Below are 23,149 nucleotides of genomic sequence, written 5' to 3' on the forward strand. Positions count from 1 at the left end.
CTCGCGAGTGGGCTCAGTACCGGCCGCGGTCGTTGTGATAATCGCCGCCGCGTCCGCCGCCCATACCCATGCCGATCCCGACACCGATGCCAATGCCTTGCATGATGGCGCCGGGCGGCGGGCCGCGATCCGGCGGCGGCGCGCGCTCGTAGATCACTTCATCAGGCGGCGGCCGGCGCTGCCTGGGCGGCGTGTCGACCACCTTGCGCTTCGGCGGCGTGTCGTCGACGCGCTTCTTGATCACAGGCGCGATCGTCGGGTTGACCGGCGTTGCCGGTGTCGAAGGCGTCGAGCACGGGCAGGTTGGCGCCATCGCGACGGCGACCGGGGCAGGAGCGGCCGCGACCACGGCAGGCAAGACGTAGTTGCGGTTCTGCACGCGAAGCAGCAGCCTGCGTGCGGTCGCAGCGAGGTCGCTGTTGTCCCAGTTCGCCAGATAAGCCTCGAACGAGGCGCGGGTGTTGATCGCGGTGGCGCGCTCCCACGCCAGCATCTGGCGCCGGCGCTCCACAATCGTGCGCAGCCGCGGCGTACGGGTGTCCTGAGCATACAACTCGATATAGGCCTGATACGCCGGCACGGTGTCGTCGGTGATCACCATCTCATAGGCGACCATGGCCGGCTTGCCCTGCAAATCCTTGCGCCAATCCTCTAGGCTGCGCGTGCCGCTGGCAAGTGCCATGGAGGATGCGCCAGGAAGCGCAGTTTGACTGCCGCTGCTGTCGCCGCCGAAGAACTTGAAGTCGGTCGTCAGCGACGAGCTTTCCCAGGGGATCTGGCGTCCGTCGGTCGATTGCGCCACGGCGACGCGAATGCGCTTGAACACTTCCTCGATCGGCAGATTGGGCTGCTTGGCGACGGTCAGCGCCGCGGTGGTGTAGGGGCTGTCGATGCCGCTGCCGTCCTCGGCTTCGGAGCCGGGCGAAGTCGAATAGGAAATGAAGGAGCCCGGCGCGCCGGCCTTGGTGTCGACGATTGCGAGCCCGTGTCCGGCGCCGCTGAGCGCCGGGAACGGATTGTTGCGGCAGGCATCGAGCATGAAGATGCGGGCTCGTGTCGGCAGCGCGCCGAGCGTGTTGAGCAAATCGTTGAGCCGCACACCCTGCAGCGGGATGTCGGCTTCGCGCTTGGGATCGAGATCGACGGGAACGAGATAGTTCTCGCCGTCGATCTGGAGGCCGTGGCCGGCATAGAACACCAGCGCGACGGTGTCGGCGCCGCTGGCGCTGACCTTGCCGGCGAAATCCGAGATCGCCTCACGCATGTCGTTCTGCGCCAGATTGGATGCCGTCGTGACGGTGAAGCCGGCGTTGCCGAGCAGCTCCGTCATGCCCTTGGCATCGTTGGCTGCGTTGGGCAGTTCCGGGACGGTGCGATAGGCCGATTGACCGATCACGAGCGCGAGCCGCGCTTCGGCCGCCGCCTCCGTGGGCGTCGTCAATTGCGTGAGCGCGAGAAGACCGGATGCAAGAAACAAATTGCGAAGAACTGGACGGCGCATGGTGTCACCTCCATCGGCAATGCGCACGATGATGTCACCTTTTCTAGGTGGCCGCCATGCGTCTGTCTGTGCACTGGATCACGTTGAGCTGCGGCAAAATGGGGCAGAAGGTCTGCCAGAGCTGGTGCAGCATCGTTCTGGCACCATCCATGTGAATTGCGCATTGATCCATGCGCCAATTGGATTGATCCCAACGCTGCGCGAAAGCATCTTCTCGCGCATCGGCCCCCATGCCGATCTGATCGAAAATCCTGCAAAATATGACTGTTTCGGCGCGCGATGATGCCGTCGATCTTCGCGATCCGCCGCTTTGCAGCGGTCGGCCGCAAGTCTTGCCTGCACCGCCGCTTTGGCCATACAGTCCGCGCAACGGGCTGCGGCAACGACCGTGGCGCGAAAAATAATAATTGGGGAGAGACCGCACCATGTCCATCGTGCCCGTGAACCGTCGCGCGTTCATCAAGTCGTCGACGGGACTTGCCGCCGGCCTCGTGTTCTCCCCCGCACTCATCGGCCGCGCCGAAGCCGCGACGCTGAAGCTGAAATGCTCCTCCTCGCTGCCGAACGATCCCAAATTCGCCAACGGCCGTGTCTATTACGACAATCTCGTGAAGAACCTGAAGGCGAACGGCCTCGGTGAGCAGATCGACGTCGCGTTCTTTCCCGACAACCAATTGGGTCAGGAAATCGACGTTATCAACTCGGTGAAGCTCGGCGTCATCGACCTCATGGTGTCGGGCTCTTCGATCTCGGCCAATCTGGTGCCGCTGGTCGGCACCTACGACCTCGGTTTTCTGTTCTCGAGCTTTCCGCAGCAGACCAAGGCGTTCGACGCCGGCGCGGCCAAGCCGATCGAGGACGCGCTGCTCAAGGGCAGCAACATCCGCATCATCGCCTGGGCCTATAATTTCGGCTCGCGCAGCGTACTTGCGAGGAAGCCGGTGAAGACGCCGGAAGATCTCGCCGGTCTCAAGATCCGCACCCTGCCAAATCCCGTCATCACGGAATGCCTGCGCCTGATGGGGGCCGCCGCGACGCCGCTGGCGTTCGGCGAAATCTACACGGCATTGCAGGCCGGCGTGCTGGACGGGCTGGAGCACGATCCGCCGACCATCCTGGCCAGCAAGTTCTTCGAAACGGCGAAATTCTATTCACTGACGCAGCACAATTTCTCGCCGCTCGCGATCTATTTCAGCGACACGACCTACAATCGCATGGATCCGAAGCTGCGCGACGGTTTCCTCGATGCCGCGAAGAAGGCCGCGGCGGACACGCGGACCCATGGGCTCGCGGTCGAGAAGGAGGCGCTGTCGGCCTTGACCGAAAAGGGCGTGACGGTGGCCGAATGCGACCGCGAGGCGTTCAAGAAGCGCGTCGCGCCGCAAATCGAGAACTTCATCAAGGCGCGGCCGGAATCCAAGGCCGTCATCGACATCATTCGCGCCACGCAGGCCTGACGTGGCAATGACAGCTGCCGTACCTCTCTCGGGCGGCCGCCACGGGAGCATCGCCCTGCTGCTTCGCCTCAGCGACGCGATCGCGGCCATTTTGCTGGCTGCGGATCTCGTCGTCGTCTGCGGTTCCGTGCTGCTGCGCTTCTGCTTCAACGCGCCGGTGGAGTGGTCCGACGACGTCGCGCGCGGCCTGATGGTCGGCTCGGCCTTCTTCGGCGCGGCGAGTGCGCTCGCGCGCGGCGAGAATGTCGGCGTCTCCTTCTTCCGCGACCTGGCTCCGGTACGGCTGCGCGCGCTGGTCGACGCCGCGAGTGCGCTGCTCGTGGTGCTGATTTCGGGCTACGTCGCCTACAATTCCATCAAGCTCGGCTCGCTGACGGCGGGCCAGACCACCGGGTCGGGCCTGCCGCTGGAGCTGACCTTCTACCCGATGGGCGCCGGCGCGCTGTTCATGACGGTGTTTGCGATCGACCAGCTCTGCGCCAGGCCGCTCCCCGACATCGTCAGAGGCCTCGTCGCGGTTGCCATCGTGACCGGCCTCTATCTCGCCTGGGATTATCTGTCGCCCGCCACGGTGCCCTCGGCGGGCACGCTGATGCTGATCGGTTTCTTCGCGACGTTGGTCGGCGGGTTGCCGATCGGCTTTGCGCTAGCGCTGGCCGCGCTGATCTTCATCTGGGTCGAGGGCGCACTGCCCGGCGTCATCTTCGCGCAGCAGATGGCGCGCGGCATCGATAATTTCGTGCTGCTCGCGATTCCGTTCTTCATTCTCGTCGGCTACCTCATGGAAGCCAACGGCATGTCGGTGCGGCTGATCGAGCTGTTGCAGCGTGGGGTCGGGCGCATGCGCGGCGGCCTCAACGTCGTGATGGTGGCCTCGATGGTGCTGTTCTCCGGCATCTCCGGCTCGAAGATGGCCGATGTCGCCGCGGTTGGCTCCGTGCTGATTCCGGCCGCGCGCCGCTCCAAGCAGAATCCGGGCGGTGCCGTGGCGCTGCTCGCGGCCTCCGCGGTGATGGCGGAGACCATTCCGCCCTGCATCAATTTGATCATCCTGGGTTTCGTCGCGAATTTGTCGATCGGCGGCCTGTTCGTCGCAGGGCTGTTGCCGGCCGCGCTGATGGCGCTGGCCTTGATCGCCGTCTCCATCATCTTCGGCAAGACGCCGACTGAGACTCCGGCTGAGACTGCGGCTGATGCCGAGGACATCGCGCCGCAGATGCCGGTGTCGGGCCTGTGGAGCGGCGCGATCGCCTCGTTCGGCCTGATCTTCATGATCTTCTTCGGCTTCAAGAGCGGCTTTGCCACCGCGACCGAGATATCCGCCTTCGCGGTGGCCTATGCGCTCGTCGTCGGCAGCGTGGTGTTCCGCGAGCTCAGCTTCACATCGGCTGCGCACAGCTTCGTCCAGGGCGCAACGCGCGCGGGGCTCGTGCTGTTCATCGTCGCGGCGGCGCAATCGCTGGCGTTCACGCTGACCTTGCAGCAGGTGCCGCATGCGGTCGGCGATTTCATGCTGGGACTGTCCAAGACCTCGGGCACCTGGCTGTTCATCCTGCTCGCGATCGCCGTGCTGATCGTGATGGGCTCGGTGCTGGAGGGCGCGGCCGCGCTGATCATCTTCGGGCCGCTGCTGCTGCCGGTGGCCGTGCAGCTCGGTATCGATCCCCTGCATTTCGGCGTCGTGCTCGTGATCGCGATGGGCATCGGCCTGTTCGCGCCGCCGCTCGGGCTCGGGCTCTACGGCGCTTGCCTGATCGGCAACGTGCCGATCGAGCAGACGGTGAAGCCGATCATGGGCTATCTTGGCCTGTTGTTCCTTTGCCTGCTCGTGATCGCGTTCGTGCCATGGCTCAGCACGGCATTGCCGCGCGCGTTCGGCTACTGAAGGAGTCTTGCCGTGAAAGTCCTGCTGGCCCACACGCCGGAGATGCGCCGCAATTACTACGGCAATCGCAGCCTGAACGGTTTGCGCGCGGCCGCCGAGGTGGTGCTGCACGAGAGCGATGAGACGCTGGTCTCAGCCAGCCTCGTGCGCGCTGCCAAAGATGTCGACATCATCGTGGCCGACCGCATGACCGAGGGCCGCGGCGAGATCTTTGCGCAACTGCCGCGCCTGCGCGCCTTCGTCCGCTGCGCCGTCGACATTCGCAATGTCGATATCGAGGCCGCCTCGAACGCCGGCGTGCTCGTGACCCGCGCCGGGCCCGGCTTCGTGCAAGCCGTTGCCGAGCTCGCGGTTGGCTTCATGGTCGATCTCTCCCGCGGCGTGTCCCGAGCGACGGCCGATTATCACGCCGGTCGCAGGCCGGAAGCCCGGATGGGCCGTCAGCTGGCCGGCAGCAAGATCGGCATCATCGGCTATGGCAGCATCGGGCGTTACCTCGCCGACATCGCCAAGGTGATGCGCATGGAGGTGCTGGTCGCAGATCCGTTTGCCACCGTGAGCGACAGCGCCATCCGGCAGGTCGGCCTCGACGAGCTCCTCGCCGCGTCCGACTATGTCGTCTGCCTTGCCATCGCCAACGAACAGACCGAAAACCTGATCGGCGAGGCGGCGCTGGCGCGCATGCAGAAGCATGCGGTCTTCGTCAATCTCTCCCGCGGCAATCTCGTCGACGAAGCGGCGCTGGCGAAGGCGCTGCTTGAATATCGTATCGCGGGTGCCGCGATGGATGTCGGCCGCGCGCCTGACCAGATGCCAAATCCGGAGCTTGCGAAGTATCCCAACGTCATCGCCACGCCGCATGTCGGCGGCCTGACGCCGCAGGCGATCGAATATCAGTCGCTGGAAACCGTGCGCCAGGTCGAGGCGATCGTCAAAGGCGAGGCCCCACAAGGCGCCGTCAACGCCGAGCGCTGGACGCGGCGGCCGTGATCCGCTCTACAGCCGGTCCACGGCTTTGAACGTCCCGTCCTTCTGGATCACCGTTAAAAACACCTTTGGTGGCGCGTCGATCATGCGCATGCCGACGGTGACGGTGCTGCCGCTGATGTCGAAGCGGCCGACATCGTTGATCGCGCGCAGCAGGCTCGCGCGGGTCGGTTGCGGTCCGGCCTGTTCCAGCGCCGCGGCCGCGAGACGGCCGGCGATGTAGCCTTCGAGCGACACGAAATTCGGCGTCAGCGTCGGGTCGAACGCGGTTTGCGCGGCCTGATAGTCGGCGACGAGCTTGAGCGAGCGGTCCCAGGGAAACGGCACGACCTGCGTGACGACGACGCCTTCGCCCTCGGGGCCGAGCTCCCGGGCGAGCGCAACGGCGCCGACGAAAGAGATGTTGACGAAGGTCGGATTGGCGCCGCTGCGGTGCGCGAGCTTGATGAACTCGGCGCAGGGACCGTAGGTCCCGACCATGACGATCGCCTCGGGTTCGACGCGCTTGATCGTGCGCCAGGCCGAAGCGACGGCGCGGGTGTTGCGCTCGAAGGTGCCTTCGGCGGCGAGCTCGAGGCCGCGCCTGGCAAGCGCGGCCTTCACGCCGGAAAGACCGTCGCGCCCGAAGGAATCGTCCTGGTAGAAAATGGCGATGCGGGTGAAATGGCGATCCTCCGTGAGGTGCTTGACCCATGCCTCGGCCTCGGCGCCATAGCTCGCACGGATGTTGACCACGTTGGCGAGCTCGAGGTCGCGTAAGAACTCGGCACCGCTGAACGGACCGATGAAGGGCACGTTCCTGGCGCTGGTGATCGGTATCGTCGCCACCGCGGTCGGTGTGCCCACCGCACCGATCAGCGCAAACACCTTGTCGTCCTCGATCAGCTGCAGCGTCTGCGCTACCGAGCGGTCGGGGTCGTAGCCGTCGTCGCGGCTGATGAGCTGGAGCTTGCGGCCGTGGACGCCGCCCTTGGCGTTGATTTCGGTGAAGGCTGCGACGATGCCCTGCCGCATCCGCTGTCCGAGTGCGGAGGAGGGACCCTCGAGTGCTGCGGCCTGGCCGAACAGGATCGCATCCTCGCTGACGCCGATCTCGTCGGCTTTCGCCGGCAGCATGATTGCTGCCAGGAGGACGACGGTCATGACGATGGACGTCGCAGATCGAGATCGATACATCAGGAAAAGTCTTGCCGGTGCGGTGAGTAGCTTCGGGAAAGCTATCGCCGCAGGATGAATCGGCGATGTATCGATGGCTCCGTACTACTCCGGGGAAAACCGGCAACTTGCTTCGTCAAAGTCCGCATCGTCCTGCATTTCATTAACTAAGGCGGGTCATGCGGAACAGCCGGCGCCTGAAATTGTGCAGTTCTTAACCGCGGTCCTGTTCCGATAGTGGCTCCGGCGGCTCAACCAGAGGTTCGGTTGACCGGGAGAGGGGACGGCGGTTTCTGAATGGACGGTCGGGATCAGAACGATCAGGATCGGAGGCGAATGACCGGATGGTGGCGTGCCGCGCCGCTGCTCGGGCTCTATCGCCCTGCGCTCGTTGCGGTCGGTGTAGGTCTTCTGTTTTCGGTCGTGGCCGCGGCCGCGGTGGCGCGATGGGAAGGCCGCGTCAACAAGATCGAGTTCGAGAACGCGGCCGAGACTGAAGTGATCGTCATGCAGAACGGCATGGGCGAGTACATCTCCAGGCTCGTCGCGCTACGCACCCTGTTCGAATCGACCAACCAGGAGATCACCCGCAGCGAATTCGAGACCTTCAGCACCCGCCTGTTCGAGCGCCATCCCGGCATGCTGCGCATCTCCTGGGTGCCGCGCGTGAACCGCAAGGAGCGCGCCGAATACGAGGCCGCGGCGATCATGGACGGTGTCTCCGGCTATCGCATCAAGTCGCTCCAGGGCGATGGGTTCGCGACCGCGCCGCAGAGCGACGAATATTTTCCGGTGCTCTACTCGACCCAGCCGAAGACGTCTCCGGTCTACGGCATGGACTACGCGACCGTTCCGGAGCGCCGCGCGCTCCTCGAGCGCGCGCGCGACACCGACCGGGTCTCGGCCATTCGCACCCGCCTCTTCGAGCCGAGGGCGGGCGGCCGGTTGCCCGACGTTCTCGTCGCCATTCCCGTCTACGCCAAGGGAACGTCGCGCGACACGGTCGTGGACCGACGCCGCAATCTCGCCGGCTTCGTCGTCGGCGTCTTCGACCTGCCGCTGCTGATCCAGTCCATTCGCGTGACCACCGGCGCAAGCCCCGCGGTCAGCGTCAACGTCTATCCGCCGTTTGCGTGGCAGATCGTCGGCCTGGAGGAGATGCTGCCGGATTATTCGTCGGCCGCCACGGCGCCGCAGTCGATGCGGGACGTCGCGCGGGCCCTGCACTGGTCGGGCAATCTCAAGATCGGCGACACCGACTGGCAGGTGCGGGCGGTGCCGACTGCCGGCGGTCCGTTGGAGACGACTTACGATCGCGCGGGCGCGGTGCTGATCGTCGGCATGCTGCTGACGCTGTCGCTTTCGACCTATCTCATGCTCGCAAGCCGCAATTCGCAGCGGTTGTCGCTGGCGAACCGGCGGGTGCTCGAACTCGCCCAGACCGACATCCTGACCGGATTGCCGAACCGCGCTTTCTTCCTGGCCCGGCTCGACGAGCTCAATGGTCGTTTGAAGGACGGCGGTCGGACCTTCTCGATCCTGATGCTCGACCTCGACCGCTTCAAGAACGTCAACGACTCGCTCGGTCACGGTGCCGGCGATGCGCTGCTGCGTCAGGTCGCACAACGGCTGAAATCCGCGCTGCGCGCCAGCGACGTGCTGGCCCGGCTTGGTGGCGACGAATTCGCCATCATCCAGGAAGCTTGCGAGGATCAGCGCGTCTGCTCGACCGAACTGGCGGGGCGGATCGCCAAGCTTGTGGCCGAGCCGTTCCTTCTTCCCGGACACCGCGTCGAGATCGGCACCAGCATCGGCATTGCGATCGCGCCCGATCACGGCAGCGATCAGGAGCAGCTGCTGAAGAAGGCCGACCTGGCGCTCTACCGCTCGAAATCGTCGGGCCGCAACTGCTTCACCATCTACGACAAGGCGATGTCGGCCGAGCTCGAGGCGCGCAGCACGCTGGAAGGCGATCTGCGCGACGCCATTGCGCGGTGTCAGCTCGAGGTGCACTACCAGCCGTTCGTCGACGCCCTCAGCGGCGCGCGGCGCGGCTTCGAGGCGTTGGTGCGCTGGAGGCATCCGACGCGCGGCTTGATTGCGCCGGACCAGTTCATCCCGCTTGCGGAGGAGACCGGGCTGATCGTGCCGCTCGGCGAGTTCGTGCTGCGACGCGCCTGCGCTGACGCGGCCGGCTGGCCGTCCGACCTTGCGGTTGCAGTCAACCTGTCGCCGATCCAGTTCAAGGAGGCCGAGCTGTTCGAGATGATCAGCGCGGCGCTCGCCGATTCCGGGTTGCCGCCCCGGCGGCTGGAGATTGAGATCACGGAATCCGTTCTGCTGGAACGCGGCGTCGAGAACCACGCCTTCATGGAGCGGCTGAAGAGCATCGGCATCGCGCTCGCACTCGACGATTTCGGCACCGGCTATTCGTCGCTGAGCTACCTGACCGCGTTCCCGTTCGACAAGATCAAGATCGACAAGTCGTTCATCCGCAACCTCACGCATCAGCCGCGCAGCTCCGCCATCATCTCCTCGATCGTGACGCTGGCGCGCGGGCTGGACATGTCGGTCACCGCCGAAGGCGTCGAGACCCGCGAGGAGTACGAGCGGCTGAAGGCGCTCGGCGTCAATTTCGCGCAAGGCTATCTGTTCGGCCGCCCGCACCCGATCGAACGGATCATGTTCGACGTGCCCGTCAAACCATCCCAACTCGACGCCGCCTGAGCGCCCGCCTCGTCCTTCGAGACGACCGCTTCGCGGTCTCCTCAGGATGAGGCTAGGTGGCATCGGGGCCTGTTGAATTGTCGCCAAACACTCTGTCCTCATCCTGAGGAGCCCGCGAAGCGGGCGTCTCGAAGGATGGCCGCAGGCGAGGTGCTTGCCAGTACTTCTTCCAGCGCGATCACCTTACTCAACGGGCATGCGCGAAAAGCGCTTGACCCGGGCAGTCCCGGATGGTCGGAAGGACCGTCCAGGGATGAAACACACAATGCGGCTTCCGTTCTTCTACGGCTGGGTCGTGGTCGCGGTGACTTTCGTCACCATGGCCATCGGCGTCAACGCGCGCACCGCCTTCTCGCTGTTCTTTCCTCCCATCATCTCCGAGTTCGGCTGGGAGCGCGGCGTCACCGCGGGCGCCTTTTCCTTCGGCTTCGTGGTGTCGGGCATGGTCAGCCCGCTGATCGGCCGGCTGATGGACCGCGCCGGCCCGCGCGCGGTGATGGAGCTCGGCGTGGTTCTGATGGGTGGCGGGCTGCTGCTCGCGCCGCTCACCAGCCAGCCATGGCATCTCTACGTCACCATCGGCGTCATGGTTGGCGCCGGCTCGGTGTGTCTCGGCTATTCCGGCCAGTCGCTGTTCCTGCCGAACTGGTTCATCCGCACACGCGGCCTCGCCATCGGCATTGCCTTCGCCGGGGTCGGCATCGGCTCGGTGACGCTGCTGCCCTGGGTGCAGCACTTGATCGAACAGACCGGCTGGCGCACGGCCTGCACGGCGATGGGCCTGATGATTCTGATCGTGCTGGCGCCGATCAATCTGTTCCTGCACAGGCGCCCCGAGGATATCGGCCTGCGGCCTGACGGCGATGCCGCGCCGGCCGCAGGCGCCGCAAAACCCGTCTCCAACATCGTCGATCCCGTCTGGGCCCGGACCGAATGGACACTCCGGAAAGCGGTCGCCACGGCGCGGTTCTGGTGGATCGCGCTCGGCTATTTCTGCGGCCTGTACATCTGGTACGCGGTGCAGGTGCACCAGACCAAATTCCTGCTCGACATCGGCTTCAGCCCGGGTGTCGCGGTGTGGGCGCTCGGCATCGTCAGCCTGCTCGGCATTCCCGGCCAGATCCTGCTCGGCCATGTCTCCGACCGGATCGGGCGGGAATGGGTATGGGCAATCAGCTGCGCGGGTTTTGCGATCTCTTTCGCAGCGCTGATGGCTCTGAAATTCCAACCGTCATTGTGGCTGGTCTATCTCATGGTGTTCACGCAAGGCGCGCTCGGCTACGGCCTGACCTCGATCATGGGCGCAGTGGTGTTCGAGATTTTTCAGGGCAAGCACCAAGGCAGCATCTTCGGCACCATCATGCTGGCAGCATTGGCCGGCGGCGCCGCCGGTCCCTGGGTCACCGGCTTGCTTTACGATCGGGTCGGCGACTACACGCTCGCCTTTGGCGTTGCCATCATTGTGAGCGGATTGTCGGCGCTCTCGATCTGGCAAGCCGCGCCGCGCAAGGTGCGCGCCGTCGCCGGCAAGCTTCAGGCTGGGACCGGCGCCGAATAGGTTCCGTACGCACCGGATTACCTTCGCGTCTTTTGCGGAATGTTAAGCATGTCGCGTTGCGACGGGACTGCAAAAACGTCTTGGACACCATCGCGGCGCTAGCCTCGGTTGCCATATCTTCCCGATGCCTCCGGGTCCAACGATGTCTGCCTCCGATTGTCCCATGACAGAAACTCCGGAAGTGCTGTTGGCCGCGCTCGAACGCGCCGAAGAGGGCATCGTCATCGTCGACAGCGCGTATCGCATCACGCATTTCAATGCCGGTGCAGAGCGGATCTGGAAACTCGCACGGGCTGAGGTGCTCGGCCGCGACGCCGGACTTCTCAGCCTCAAATGCCTCCAGGCCGAACCGTGTGCGGAATTCCGTGACGAGATCAGCCTGGTGCGACACGACGGCAGCCGCATCCGGGCGGCCATCTCGCTTTCATCCATTGCAAGTGGCGGCGTGACCCATCGCATCGTGTTCGCGCGTGACGTTACCGCGGATGCCGAGCGCCGCGTCAGGATCGGGCTTCTCCACGCCGTCTCCGACCAGACCAACCGCGCGGTGCTCATCACCGACACCGACCAGAACATCGTCTACGTCAATTCCGCCTTCACGACGCTGTTCGGCTACACCAGCGAGGAAGCCGAAGGCCGCCGTGCCCGGGGCCTGATCGCCGGCCGCCACACCGATCGCAAGGCCGTTGCGAAGCTCGTCAAGCGCCTGATGGATGGCGGCCACCGCGGCGAGGTCGAGATGCTCGCCTATGACAAGGATGGCGAGGAGATCTGGGTCTGTGCCCGCATCGATGCCTTCCGCGACAGGAAGGGCCAGGTCAAGCACATCTTCGCGCTGCTCGAGGACATCACGGAGACCAAGCAGCTGCACTCGCTCCAGCAGCTCATCATGGGCGCGCTCGCTGATGAGGTTCCGATCGGCGAGATTGCAGACCGGCTGTGCCGCCGTGTCGAGCAGATCGCGCCCGACGTCGTCTGTTCGCTGCTTCACGTCGATGCCGCGGGCCTGATCCATCCGCTCGGCGGCCCAAGCCTGCCCGAGGACTATTCCCGCGCACTGGAGGGCATTGCCATTGGTCCCAATGTCGGCTCGTGCGGAACCGCGGCCTTCTACGGCGAGCCGGTGCTGGCGACCGATCTGGAGACCGACCCGCGCTGGCAGCCCTACAAGGCGATGCCGCTCGCGATTGGCCTGCGCGCATGCTGGTCGACGCCGGTCAAGGCCAAGGACGGACGGGTCATCGCCACCTTCGCTTTCTACTACCGGGAGCCGCGCGCGCCGAGCAATTGGCACCGCCGCATCGTCGATGCCTGCGTCAATCTCGGCGCCTTCGCGATCGAGCGCAAGGAAGCGCGCGCCGAGATCGCGCGGCTCGCCTATCACGACATCCTCACTGGTCTGCCGAACCGCGCACAATTGCGACGCCTGATCACCACCGCCATCGATGCCTGCCCGACCGGCAGCCACGTCGCGCTGGCCTTCCTCGACGTCGATCATTTCAAGGACGTCAACGACACGCTCGGTCATGCCGCCGGCGACGAGCTCCTGATCCAGCTGGCGCAGCGCCTGCGCGAGCAGATCGGACCCGAGGACATGCTGGGGCGGCTCGGCGGCGACGAGTTCGTCATCCTGCTGCCGCGGCGCAACGCCGAGGGTGCCGAGCGCGTCGCGGCCGGAATTACCGAAGCGCTAGCGGCGCCGCTGCGGCTCGGCTCCAGGCAGCTGCAGATGTCGGCGAGCATCGGCGTCAGCCTCTATCCCGATCATGCGACCGACATCGACACCCTGATGCAACAGGCGGACGCGGCCATGTACATGGCCAAGCAGGCGGGACGTTCGACCCATCGCCTGTTCAGCGCCGAGATGAACGGGCTCACCGAGCAGCGGCTGGCCTTGATTGCGGCGCTGCGCCGCGCCATCGCCGAGGGGGCGCTGACCCTCAGGTATCAGCCGCAGATCCGCAGCTGCGACGGCGCGATCCATGGCGTCGAGGCGCTGGCGCGCTGGCACGATGCCGAGCTCGGCGACGTCTCGCCGGCAAAATTCATCCCGCTCGCCGAAGAGTGCGGCCTGATCGAGCAGATCGGCCTGTGGTCGGTGCGCGAGGCCTGCCGGCAGATGGCGAGTTGGCGCCGCGCCGGGCTCGGCATTCCATCCGTGTCGGTGAACCTGTCGCCGATCAATTTCCGCAGCGTCACGCTGGCCGCGCGGCTCAAGGACATCCTCGCCGAATACGATCTGCCGGCGGATGCGCTGATGCTCGAGATCACCGAGGGCGCGTTCATGCAGGACAGCGTCGCCGCGCTCGAGACGATGAATGCGATCCGGGAGCTCGGCGTCGGGCTTTCCGTGGACGATTTCGGCACCGGCTATTCCAGCCTCAGCCGGCTCGCCCATCTGCCGATCCGCGAGCTCAAGATCGACCGCAGCTTCATGCGCGACATCGAGCGTGACGCCGGCGCGCTCGCGATCGCCACCGCCGTGGTGCGCGTCGGGCAGGGCCTCGGCATGACCGTCGTCGGCGAAGGGGTCGAGACCGAGGCGCAGCGCAAGGTGCTGGCCGAACTTGGCTGCGACGTCGTGCAGGGTTTTCTTTACGCACCCGCGCTCGCGCCTGTTGCCTTCGAGCGCTGGCTGATCGAGCACTGCGCCGAGCAGGCGCAGGCGATGTTGGCTCGTCTCGACATTGCACCGGCCGGCGCGACTGCGGTGAAGCGGTCGGCGTAGGGCGTCTACTCTCGGAGCCGCCACGGCAGCAACGACGGGCTAGCCATCGAAATCAACGAAACGCGTTACTTCGATCGTGCCTGGTTTGGCTTTGGTCGGCATTGACGCGGCAATGCATAGTGAACGGTCAGCAAGCTTTCGTTCCTGTCGTCGAAAATCAAATGATCGGTCAAGGCCATTTCCGCGCGCATAGCATTGCAGCAGAAGATCATCCATCGATTGAACGTGGGCAGCGGGCTCATGGACCGGTAAAGCTCGCCACACTCGATGGTCACGTTCTTAAGGCCTTGCGCATTCGCCAATTCGAGCCGGGATCGAATCTCTTGCCGGAAACGGTCCGTTGAAACCATGCGACATCCGATTGCCGAAAACCCTTCTGAGAGGGGGATCAGCCGGCCAGTATTGAAATCGAGCGATGAGCCCTGTCAACTCAGACGTCAGGCCGTGTGACCATAGAGCAATGCCAACACAAAGATACAGCTAATAAAGCCGATCTGATTGATGCTCTCGTCTCGCTATTGGGCGACAGCGTTCCTATATGCTCGATATCGCCGCCCGCCCTTGGCAGTTATCGGTGACTGAGAGCATTGCGCTCCCGCCTCAACCACGAAGGCGGTCGGATGTCCGATATCCCAAAATACAAATCTCCTGGACTGATTGGTATCTCCGGTGCCGCTGCGGGTCGCTGCGTCGGCCTTCATGCAGCGGAATCCATTTTCAATTGATCTGCAGCAGCGATCTCGCACGCAGGTCGTCAGGAGGCTACGTGGCAAACACAGCAACGATCCGAAATTCGAACGGGCTTCCGGCCACATTCACGGGATCGAAGACCGGGCAGGACGACGCTCCGTTTGTCTTCGTGAAGGTCGGCGATGAAGAGCGCCGCATGCGAAGGGCCGAATGGGATGCGCTTCCGCCCTGGACCGGCCCGCGCCCGGCACGAACAGTCAACGATTGATCGCACAGCCTTTGGGGGCCCGCTTGACGATCGAACATGCTATCGTGCGAACCAAGCCGAAGCCCTGGGGCAGTCTCGATCTGCGGCCCTGGAGCCTGGCGTCGACGAGCGACGGCCCGATCGGGGAATTGTGGTTCGAGCGTCCGGGCCTTGCTGGGCCGGAGACGGCGTTGCTGCTCAAAATGCTCTTCACCTCCGAGCCGCTATCGATTCAAGTTCACCCGGATGATGCGTTCGCGCGCTCGATCGGGCTTGCCAACGGCAAGACCGAAGCCTGGTACATCGTCTCCGCGATCCCCGGTGCTAGGGTCGCGGTGGGACTGAACCATCCGCGCTCCGCCGCAGAGTTGCGAGCGGCAATCGCTGACGGCTCGATCGCCGATATCGTGGATTGGCAGCCGGTTCATCCAGGCGACGCCATTTTCATTCCTGCCGGAACCGTACATGCGATCGGCGCCGGCATCGTGCTCGTCGAAATCCAGCAGCAAAGCGACGCCACGTTCCGGCTGTTCGACTATGGACGACAGCGCCAACTGCACATCGACAATGCCGTCGCGGTGGCGACAGCAGGCCCGCGCCAGATCCAATTGCCGTCCGAACGTCTGAGCGGCGCGCGAACGGTCCTCACGGTCAATTCATATTTTGCGCTGGAGCAAATTGACCTTGCTCCGGGCTCCGTTTGGATGCTCGACGCACCGAAAGAGACCTGGCTGCTGGCGATAGAAGGCCAGGCCCAACTCGGCTCGACGAGGCTGGCGCCGGGGGAGGCGATCTTCCTGGAAGCCGACCATGCGGAAATCGAGGTCGGTGCGAACGGGTTGAAAGCGCTACTGGCCTATCCCGGCCCGAAGATAAACCTCGCTGCGTTGATAGAGCGCAGCGCCGCGAGCGCCAGTCGCGCACCGCACGCCTTTCCCAGCACCCTGGTCGCGTCTCCCTTCGAGACCGCCGCGCTCAAACAATCGGAGACGCCAAATTGGCTGCCGTAAATCGTATCGCATTCATCGGCAATTCGCTTCCCCGCCGCTGCGGCATTGCGACCTTCACCACCGACTTGCAGAGCGCCATTGCGGCGTCCCGGAGTGATCTGGAGACCGTCATCGTCGCGATGACCGATCACGGCCAGGTCTACGATTATCCTCCCACCGTGGGCCTGGAGATCAACGACGACAGGCAAGATGATTATGTCCGTGCGGCCACTTATCTGAACAGCGGCGGCTTCGAGGCCGTTTCGCTGCAACACGAGTTCGGCATTTTCGGCGGCGAGGCCGGAGGCCAGATCATGGCGCTCCTGTCGCGCCTGACCATACCGATCGTGACAACCTTGCATACGATCTTGTCCGAGCCGACGGAGGCTCAGCGTGACGTCATCGCGCGCATCGTCGAATGCTCGTCCAAGGTCGTCGTGATGGCGGAGAAGGGTCGGGAGTTGTTGCGTTCCGTCTACCACGTGGCTGACGAGAAGATCGAAATCATCCCACACGGTATCCCGGAATTTGCGTTCGTCGAACCCGACGCGGCCAAGGCTGCGCTCGGATTCAGCAACAAGTCGGTCATCCTGACCTTCGGATTGCTGTCGCCGAACAAGGGTATCGAAGTCATGATCGATGCGATGCCTTCGATTCTGAAGACCCGACCCGACGCCGTTTACGTCGTCCTCGGTGCGACGCATCCCAACCTCGTGCGCGATCGTGGCGAAGCCTATCGTGAGTCCCTGATGGCGCACGCGCGCCAGGCTGGCGTCGAGGATCACGTCGTGTTCCTCGATCAGTTCGTCGACAAGAAAACGCTGCTCGATTTCATCTCGATGTCCGACGTCTACGTGACGCCGTACCTCAGTGAGGCCCAGATGACCTCGGGCACGCTGGCCTATAGTTTCGGCCTCGGTAAAGCCGTGGTGTCCACCCCGTATTGGCATGCCCGTGAACTATTGGCCGATGGCCGCGGCATCCTGGTTCCGTTTGGCGATGCGGCAGCGCTCGGCATTGAAATCGCCAAGTTGCTGACCAACGATGTGCTTCGGCAGGCGATGCGCAAGCGCGCCTATTCGAGCAGCCGCGCGATGACGTGGGAAAGAACCGCCGAACGCTATATGTCGGTCTTCGAGAACGCCGGCCGACGGCATCGGCTCAAGACCATTGCGCGCACGGATACTGGTACGCTGCTGCGCGACAGCCGCGCCCCGCCGGAAACGCAGCTCGGTCATTTCCTGTCGATGTGTGACGACACGGGACTGTTTCAGCATGCCGTTCATAGCGTGCCGGATCGTGCCCACGGCTATTGCGTCGACGACAACGCCCGGGCGCTGCTCGTGGCCTGTGCACTCAACAATCCGGGCGAAGAGCGGCTGCCGGAAGCCCTGACGGCGCGATTTGCCGCCTTCGTCCAGCACGCCTGGAATCCGGATACACGACGATTTCGCAATTTCATGGGCTTCAACCGCTGCTGGTTGGAGGACCAGGGGTCGGAGGATAGTCACGGACGCACGCTCTGGGCCTTGGGCGTGTGCGCGTTGACCGATGCCAGCACGTCGCGGCGCTCATGGGCCGCGGCGCTGTTTTCTGAAGCGATGGCAACAGCGGAAGAGTTTCGTTCGCCCCGTGCGTGGGCGTTCGTATTGCTGGGCCTTGATGCATACTGCTCGGCTGTCCCGAACGATGTCCAGGCGACCCGTTTGCGTGCCGTGCTTGCCGATCGGTTGATCTTGATCTTCGACACCGTGGCAACAGGCGATTGGGTCTGGTTCGAGGATGGGTTGGCCTACGATAACGCGCGCTTGCCCCAGGCGCTGATCATGACGGGCCTGGCGAGTAAGACATCGCGCTATGTCAATATCGGGCTGGAGTCGCTGCGCTGGCTTGTGAAGAGGCAAACTTCGGCGAAGGGCCAATTCCGCCCGATCGGCACGGCGGGATTTGGTGAGCGACGCCAACCCTCGCAAGCCTTCGACCAGCAGCCGCTGGAGGCCGCGGCGACCATCGCGGCATGCCTTGCCGCATGGCGGGCCGATCACGATGTCGAGTGGAAAGCCGAAGCCGCGCGGGTCTTTGCGTGGTTTCTGGGCAGCAACGATCTATCGGCCTCGCTGGTCGATTTGGAAACCGGAAGCTGCCGGGATGGCTTGCACCCCGATCGTCCCAATGAGAATCGCGGAGGGGAATCCGTGGTGTCGTATTTGCTTGGGCTTTCCGAGATTCGGCAAATTGCCCGCCTGAGCGAAAGCCGGGCCAAGCCTGCTCCTCTCGTCGCCTGACGGAGCCGGTTACAATTTCCTCCTTCAACCCATCGAGGCCGTTTTGTCGCAATCTCCCTTCCTCAAACGCCAAGCCCTTCAGCTGCGGCCTGATCCGACCCGTGTCATCGTTCGGCCTTTCAAGCCGGCAACCGAGCCGCGCGACCTCAATCCGACAGACAAGACCCGCGCCAACCATATCGTCGAACGGGTCCTCGCGCTCGATCCCGAGACGGCTGACCGGCAATTGGCCGACGTTCTGGAGAATTTCCTCGGCCGTCACCGCAACCTGTTGCAGATTTTCGAGGCACGCGCCGCGGAAATGGAAGAGGCGCTGGCCGACCATGCTGTATTCACGCAGGTGCAGCGCCAACTCGCGGGCGCCTATTTTCTTAACGAATATTCGTTCGAGGCCTCGGCATTGTTCAATCCGAGTATCGTGCCACATCCCGATCAATCCGGAACGCCGGAAGGCAGCCTCCGCTTCATCCTGAGTCTTCGTGCCGTCGGCGAGGGTCATGTGTCTTCGCTGACATTTCGCTCGGGACTTATTGCGGAAGACGGGACTGTGACGATCGACGCGACGGCGCGTCTTGCATCCAGCCCCGATCTCGTCAAGCTGACATCGGGCGCCGGCGGCGACGAGATTGATGTTACATTCGCGGCTGGGCAGGATCTTAGCGAGCGGGTGATTTTTCCAGTCACCGAAGCGCAGTCGAACGGGATCGAGGATGCGCGCTTTGTGCATTTCAGCAACGCGGGCAAGACGATCTACTACGCGACCTACACCGCCTATAGTGGACGGGCGATCCGGTCGGAGCTGATCGAGACGTCCGATTTTGTATCGTTCCGGCTATCGCCGCTGAAGGGCAATGCCGCGCGCAACAAGGGCATGGCGTTATTCCCGCGCAAGGTCGGGGGCAGATATGCGATGATCGCGCGCCAGGATAACGAGAACCTCTATCTGATCTTTTCCGACGATCTCCATACGTGGGATGGCGGGCAGCCGATCCTGAAGCCGCGATACCCCTGGGAGTTCGTGCAGATCGGCAATTGCGGATCTCCGATCGAGCTCGATGAGGGATGGCTGCTGCTGACGCACGGTGTCGGCCCTGTGCGGAAATATTCGATCGGGGCCGCGCTGCTGGACAAGAACGACCCTTCGAAGGTGCTCGGCCGCCTGCGCGAGCCGCTATTGCGCCCGGACCCTTCCGAACGCGAAGGATATGTTCCGAACGTCGTCTACACCTGCGGCGCGATGCGCCACCGCGACAAGATCATCTTCCCCTACGCGGTCTCCGACAGCTTCTGCAATTTCGCGACCATCGAGATTGCATCCTTGATTGCGGCCATGGACAGTAGTGCATAGGAACTGCGCTGACCGTTCTCGATGTCCATCCGATGGATTGGAAAAGCGTGAAGCGGTCGGCGCAGAACATTGCTTCGAACGGGTGATGTCCGGGCTCAGGCATCCGGTTGCAGGAACGTGCCGTATTGCTTGGTCGCGGCGACCGCGGCCGCGGCCTTTCCGATCATCCGCATCGCTGCCATCATCGGCCATGGCCCAAGACTGACCCGCCGAACGCCGACGCGGGCCAGATCCGGAAGTGCGGGAACGCCTTGTGTCACCATGATGTTGACCGGCAGAGGCGTGAGCTGAACGAACTTTTCAATGAGCGCGAGGTCGGTGAGGCCGGGCACGAAAATTCCGTCGGCGCCGGCCTCGGCATAGACCTTCGCCCGGCTTGCCGCTTCGTTCATGCACTCGTCCGGCGATCCGAATTTGAGCAGAAACGGATCCGTTCTCGCATTGATGAACAGCTGAACTCCCAGATCTTTTGCAGCGTGCCGCACGGCCTTGATCTTGGCGGCATGGCGTTCGGGATTGACGAGTTGGCGCTTTCCCCCTGATAGTCCGTCCTCGAGATTGATGCCGACGGCGCCGGCTTTCAAAATCTCGGTCGCCGATCTGGCGGCGGCTTCTGGGGTGTCGCCATATCCAGCCTCCAGATCGATTGAGACGGGAACAGAGACGGCCGCGGTCATCCGCGACACCAGGCCGGTCACAATGTCGAGCGGGACATTTTCTCCGTCGGCGTATCCAAGTGCGGAGGCGACCGCACTGCTGCTGGTCGCGATGGCCGGAGAGGTCTTCGCGATAGCTTTGGCAGTGGCGGCGTCCCAGGCGTTGAACAGGATGAGCGGATCGCCCTTCCTGTGAAGGGCATGAAACGTCTCGGCATATTGCTGTTGGGTCTTGGCGTCCATTGCGCGTACTCCGGATTAGAGAACTCGAAGGATGTTGTGGGCCACGCCCTCTGCGTTCAGTCAGGCGCGTGCGTCTTGAACCAGTCCATGATCAGGCCGGTGACTTCTTCCTCACGCTCGAGGTGCGGGAAGTGCCCGACATCGGGCAGGACAATCCGCTGGTGCGGCCCCTTGAACAGCGGCTCCTCCTTGACCGAGTACCTTGCGGTCGGATCGTTGCTGCCATAGATCGTCAGCGTCGGCGTGTGCATGTCATTGATCGGCAGCCGGCGCGCGAGCCCCGCATCGGTCAGGCCTCCGTAATATTTAAGCGCCGCGGCCATCGTGCCGGGCGAGCTGAGCGTCTCCTTGATTGAACGGATGTGCTCGGCATTGTTGAATGTCGGCGACCACAGCTTCCAGAGATAGTCGACGAAGGGAAGTCCCTCGGTACTGACCGCGGATACGGCGCCGGGAAGCTGGAAGAAATAGACATGGAAGACGGCTCGAACGAGCTCCGGATCCCGTCTGATGCTCGAAATTGTAATCGGATGTGCGGTGTTCATGACCACGGCGGCCTTGAACGCCGATGGCGCCGTGGCCAGCGCCTGAAAGGTTGAGGTGCCGCCCCAATCCATGCCGACGACGCGCGCCTGTCCGTCGTCGCTCAGCGCCGCGATAAGGGCTTCGAGATCCTTGCCCAGTGCGATCGGATCGAAAACTCCGTCCGCCGGAATCTCGGTCGGTGCATAGCCGCGGAGGAACGGCGCGACCGCACGATAGCCTGCATCCGCGAAGACCTGCAGCTGCTTTCGATACGACCAGGCATTGTCGGGAAAGCCGTGCAGGAACATGACAAGAGGGCCGTCGCCCTGTTCGAGATAGGCGAAGCGCACGCCGTTGGCCTGCACGTATTTCAAGGCGGGTTCAATGCCTCTGGTATTCGCTTGGGCATCCGCTTGTCGTGCCGCGCTCCCGATATTCATCGTCATTCTCCATGTCATCGTGCCCCGCGGGCAAAATATGTGCGGAGCGCACATATTCGTCAAGTTGTTTTTTGTGCGCTCCGCACATATTGTCCGGCTCATGGAAAATGGAATCGCAAATTTGCTGGGGGCGCTTTCGCTCGCCGTCATGGATCGGATCGAGCAGGGTGCGCGCGAGGTCATAGGCCGCGGCGGCGAGACGCCTGCCGCACTGATCGTCATCGGCTATGGCCAGGGCATGACCAACGACAAGCTGCGGCGGATCCTTGGCCTGTCGCATTCAGGAACGGTCCGGCTGGTGGACCGTCTGGTGTCGGATCGGCTGGTCGAACGTCGGCCCGGACAGGACGGCCGCGAGGTTGCTCTGCACCTGACAGCGAAGGGCGCCTCAACCCGCAACGAGTTGATGACGTCGCGAATTTCGGCCGTCGCGTCGCTTCTGGATGTGCTGTCGCCGGCTGAAACGAAACGACTCGAAACGCTGCTCCACGAGTTGTTGGCTCGGCAGGATACGTCCGAGATGGATCGCTTCACGATCTGTCGCATGTGCGACGACAGCGCTTGTACGAACTGCCCGTTGCCCACGGACAAGGGCAAACGCGCTCGCTAGCGGGTGCACTCGACGCCATCATCCGGCTTGCGAGGTCTGGTCGAGCGACTCGGGGCGCAACGCGCGTTCACGTCGCGGATAGGAACGTCCGGCGTTTCTCCACGTTGTCGGCCGTCGAGCGCAAACTGGGCCATACGATGAAGAAGATCGCCGCCATCCTTGTGATGCTCTCTGCCTTGCCGGCTGCTGCCGGTGCGGAGAGTTGGAGCGGCTATCGCATTCCCGAGACCGGGACCAGTGTCGACATCCCTTCGTCCATCTTCACCGAGCAAGCCGGTCGGCCCGACGGCTATGGCATGCAGTACCGGACCAGCGACGGCCGGGCGGATTTGACGGTGCAGGCCGTTCCGAACGAAGGCAGTTCACCGGCGGCTTTCCTGGCGCGGAAGAATCCGCCGTCCGGCATCACCTACAAGCGCATCACGCCGCGCTTCTTCGTGGTCTCCAGCACCCGGGGCGGCAAGATCTGGTACGACCGCTGCAATTTTGGCCGCCGCTACGTGCATTGCGTGCTGATCAACTACCCGGCCGCCGAGAAGCGGCAGTGGGATGCAGTCGTAACCCGCGTCAGCCACACGCTGAGCGGCGGTTGATCGTTCACAAAGAAAAACCTGTTTACAAAAAAAATCTGCTCACAAAGAAAAAACTGCCCGCAAATCGCGGGCAGCAGTCTCGTGAGGATGGTTCAGCGCACGTTCGTCGATGTCGTCGACATGGTCGGCTTGGAGCCCGGCACGTGCGACATGGTTTTGGTGGTGGACCCGACCTCCTCGCCCGCCTTGACTTTCGTGCGGGTGTGGGAGCGGCTGAACGTACCACCCTCGTGCGCCTGCGCGCGCGCATTGGAATTGAGCACCGGACCGTTGCCCTTGTTCATGCTGGTGCCGGACTGCGCCTTGCCGTTGGCAGACGCGGCGCTGCCGCCGGCTGCAATGGACGAGCCGGTCTGTCCGGAGCCCGACGTCGACGTGCCGCCGGTGCCGAGCGTGCTGGCCGAGGTGCCGCCGGCTGCAGCCGAGCCGCCGGTGCCGCCGGTCATGCTGGTTTGCGCCGACAACGGCGAGGCGGCGGCGAGCAGGAGTGCGACCGACGAGGTCGCGATCAACATTCTCATCTGT

At 63.9% G+C, this 23,149-nt stretch carries 18 protein-coding genes; 12 read left to right on the forward strand and 6 right to left on the reverse strand.

The window, feature by feature from the left end; translation table 11 throughout:
* Positions 1-13: 13 nt before the first annotated feature.
* On the reverse strand, positions 14-1,501 hold the full coding sequence (locus tag ABIB80_RS18370; RefSeq protein ID WP_007600921.1) for a caspase family protein: 1,488 nt from the start codon (positions 1,499-1,501) through the stop codon (positions 14-16).
* Here ABIB80_RS18370 and ABIB80_RS18375 point away from each other — a divergent pair.
* From ABIB80_RS18375 to ABIB80_RS18390, 4 genes are all read left to right on the forward strand, one after another.
* A complete protein-coding gene (locus ABIB80_RS18375) occupies positions 1,500-1,784 on the forward strand; it encodes a hypothetical protein (protein ID WP_157158653.1) in 285 nt (94 codons plus the stop codon). The two genes, ABIB80_RS18370 and ABIB80_RS18375, sit on opposite strands and share 2 nt — an antisense overlap.
* A 142-nt stretch (positions 1,785-1,926) precedes the next feature.
* On the forward strand, positions 1,927-2,958 hold the full coding sequence (locus ABIB80_RS18380) for a TRAP transporter substrate-binding protein (RefSeq protein ID WP_007600923.1): 1,032 nt from the start codon (positions 1,927-1,929) through the stop codon (positions 2,956-2,958).
* 7 nt (positions 2,959-2,965) lie between these two features.
* Positions 2,966-4,843 (forward strand): TRAP transporter large permease, encoded by a 1,878-nt coding sequence (locus ABIB80_RS18385; protein ID WP_007600924.1) that lies wholly within the window; start codon positions 2,966-2,968, stop codon positions 4,841-4,843.
* 12 nt (positions 4,844-4,855) lie between these two features.
* Positions 4,856-5,833, forward strand: coding sequence for a hydroxyacid dehydrogenase (locus tag ABIB80_RS18390; protein ID WP_007600926.1), 978 nt, complete (start codon positions 4,856-4,858; stop codon positions 5,831-5,833).
* Positions 5,834-5,839: 6 nt separating this feature from the next.
* On the opposite strand, the gene ABIB80_RS18395 is transcribed toward ABIB80_RS18390, so the two are convergent.
* Positions 5,840-7,006, reverse strand: coding sequence for an ABC transporter substrate-binding protein (locus tag ABIB80_RS18395; RefSeq protein ID WP_035994256.1), 1,167 nt, complete (start codon positions 7,004-7,006; stop codon positions 5,840-5,842).
* Between the two features lie 315 nt (positions 7,007-7,321).
* Here ABIB80_RS18395 and ABIB80_RS18400 point away from each other — a divergent pair, with 315 nt between their 5' ends.
* The 3 genes from ABIB80_RS18400 (at position 7,322) to ABIB80_RS18410 (ending at position 13,998) form a co-directional block, all read left to right on the forward strand.
* Entirely contained in the window at positions 7,322-9,712 is a 2,391-nt protein-coding gene (locus ABIB80_RS18400) for a bifunctional diguanylate cyclase/phosphodiesterase (RefSeq protein WP_007600929.1), read from the forward strand.
* A gap of 265 nt (positions 9,713-9,977) precedes the next feature.
* Positions 9,978-11,270, forward strand: a complete 1,293-nt coding sequence (locus tag ABIB80_RS18405; RefSeq protein WP_088941181.1) for an MFS transporter — start codon at positions 9,978-9,980, stop codon at positions 11,268-11,270.
* Positions 11,271-11,412: 142 nt separating this feature from the next.
* Entirely contained in the window at positions 11,413-13,998 is a 2,586-nt protein-coding gene (locus ABIB80_RS18410; protein WP_007600932.1) for an EAL domain-containing protein, read from the forward strand.
* A gap of 65 nt (positions 13,999-14,063) precedes the next feature.
* Here the strand turns inward: ABIB80_RS18410 and ABIB80_RS18415 are convergent, their stop codons facing one another.
* Positions 14,064-14,348 (reverse strand): hypothetical protein, encoded by a 285-nt coding sequence (locus tag ABIB80_RS18415; protein ID WP_157158654.1) that lies wholly within the window; start codon positions 14,346-14,348, stop codon positions 14,064-14,066.
* A gap of 631 nt (positions 14,349-14,979) precedes the next feature.
* Between ABIB80_RS18415 and ABIB80_RS18420 the strand changes: the two genes are divergently transcribed.
* The 3 genes from ABIB80_RS18420 to ABIB80_RS18430 are packed head-to-tail and all read left to right on the forward strand — an operon-like array spanning position 14,980 to position 19,557.
* Positions 14,980-15,945, forward strand: coding sequence for a class I mannose-6-phosphate isomerase (locus ABIB80_RS18420; RefSeq protein ID WP_035994260.1), 966 nt, complete (start codon positions 14,980-14,982; stop codon positions 15,943-15,945).
* Positions 15,933-18,209 carry a glycosyltransferase family 4 protein gene (locus ABIB80_RS18425; protein WP_354128139.1) on the forward strand — a complete coding sequence of 759 codons (2,277 nt, stop codon included), beginning with the start codon at positions 15,933-15,935 and terminating at the stop codon, positions 18,207-18,209. Before ABIB80_RS18420 ends, ABIB80_RS18425 begins: the two co-directional genes overlap by 13 nt.
* Positions 18,210-18,252: 43 nt before the next feature.
* Positions 18,253-19,557, forward strand: coding sequence for a glycoside hydrolase family 130 protein (locus ABIB80_RS18430; protein WP_354128120.1), 1,305 nt, complete (start codon positions 18,253-18,255; stop codon positions 19,555-19,557).
* Positions 19,558-19,652: 95 nt separating this feature from the next.
* Here ABIB80_RS18430 and ABIB80_RS18435 read toward each other — a convergent pair whose 3' ends face one another.
* Positions 19,653-20,456 carry an isocitrate lyase/PEP mutase family protein gene (locus ABIB80_RS18435; protein ID WP_007600937.1) on the reverse strand — a complete coding sequence of 268 codons (804 nt, stop codon included), beginning with the start codon at positions 20,454-20,456 and terminating at the stop codon, positions 19,653-19,655.
* Positions 20,457-20,512: 56 nt separating this feature from the next.
* A complete protein-coding gene (locus ABIB80_RS18440) occupies positions 20,513-21,571 on the reverse strand; it encodes an alpha/beta fold hydrolase (protein WP_245285999.1) in 1,059 nt (352 codons plus the stop codon).
* On the opposite strand from ABIB80_RS18440, the gene ABIB80_RS18445 reads away from it, so the two are divergent.
* Both ABIB80_RS18445 and ABIB80_RS18450 read left to right on the forward strand, forming a co-directional pair.
* On the forward strand, positions 21,570-22,031 hold the full coding sequence (locus ABIB80_RS18445) for a MarR family winged helix-turn-helix transcriptional regulator (RefSeq protein WP_245286000.1): 462 nt from the start codon (positions 21,570-21,572) through the stop codon (positions 22,029-22,031). The two genes, ABIB80_RS18440 and ABIB80_RS18445, sit on opposite strands and share 2 nt — an antisense overlap.
* Positions 22,032-22,168: 137 nt before the next feature.
* Positions 22,169-22,624 carry a hypothetical protein gene (locus tag ABIB80_RS18450; RefSeq protein ID WP_007600940.1) on the forward strand — a complete coding sequence of 152 codons (456 nt, stop codon included), beginning with the start codon at positions 22,169-22,171 and terminating at the stop codon, positions 22,622-22,624.
* Positions 22,625-22,716: 92 nt separating this feature from the next.
* Here ABIB80_RS18450 and ABIB80_RS18455 read toward each other — a convergent pair whose 3' ends face one another.
* On the reverse strand, positions 22,717-23,139 hold the full coding sequence (locus ABIB80_RS18455) for a hypothetical protein (protein WP_018454312.1): 423 nt from the start codon (positions 23,137-23,139) through the stop codon (positions 22,717-22,719).
* Positions 23,140-23,149: the final 10 nt, after the last annotated feature.

Origin of the sequence: Bradyrhizobium sp. i1.15.2, assembly GCF_040548425.1 — a bacterium.
GTDB lineage: Bacteria > Pseudomonadota > Alphaproteobacteria > Rhizobiales > Xanthobacteraceae > Bradyrhizobium > Bradyrhizobium canariense.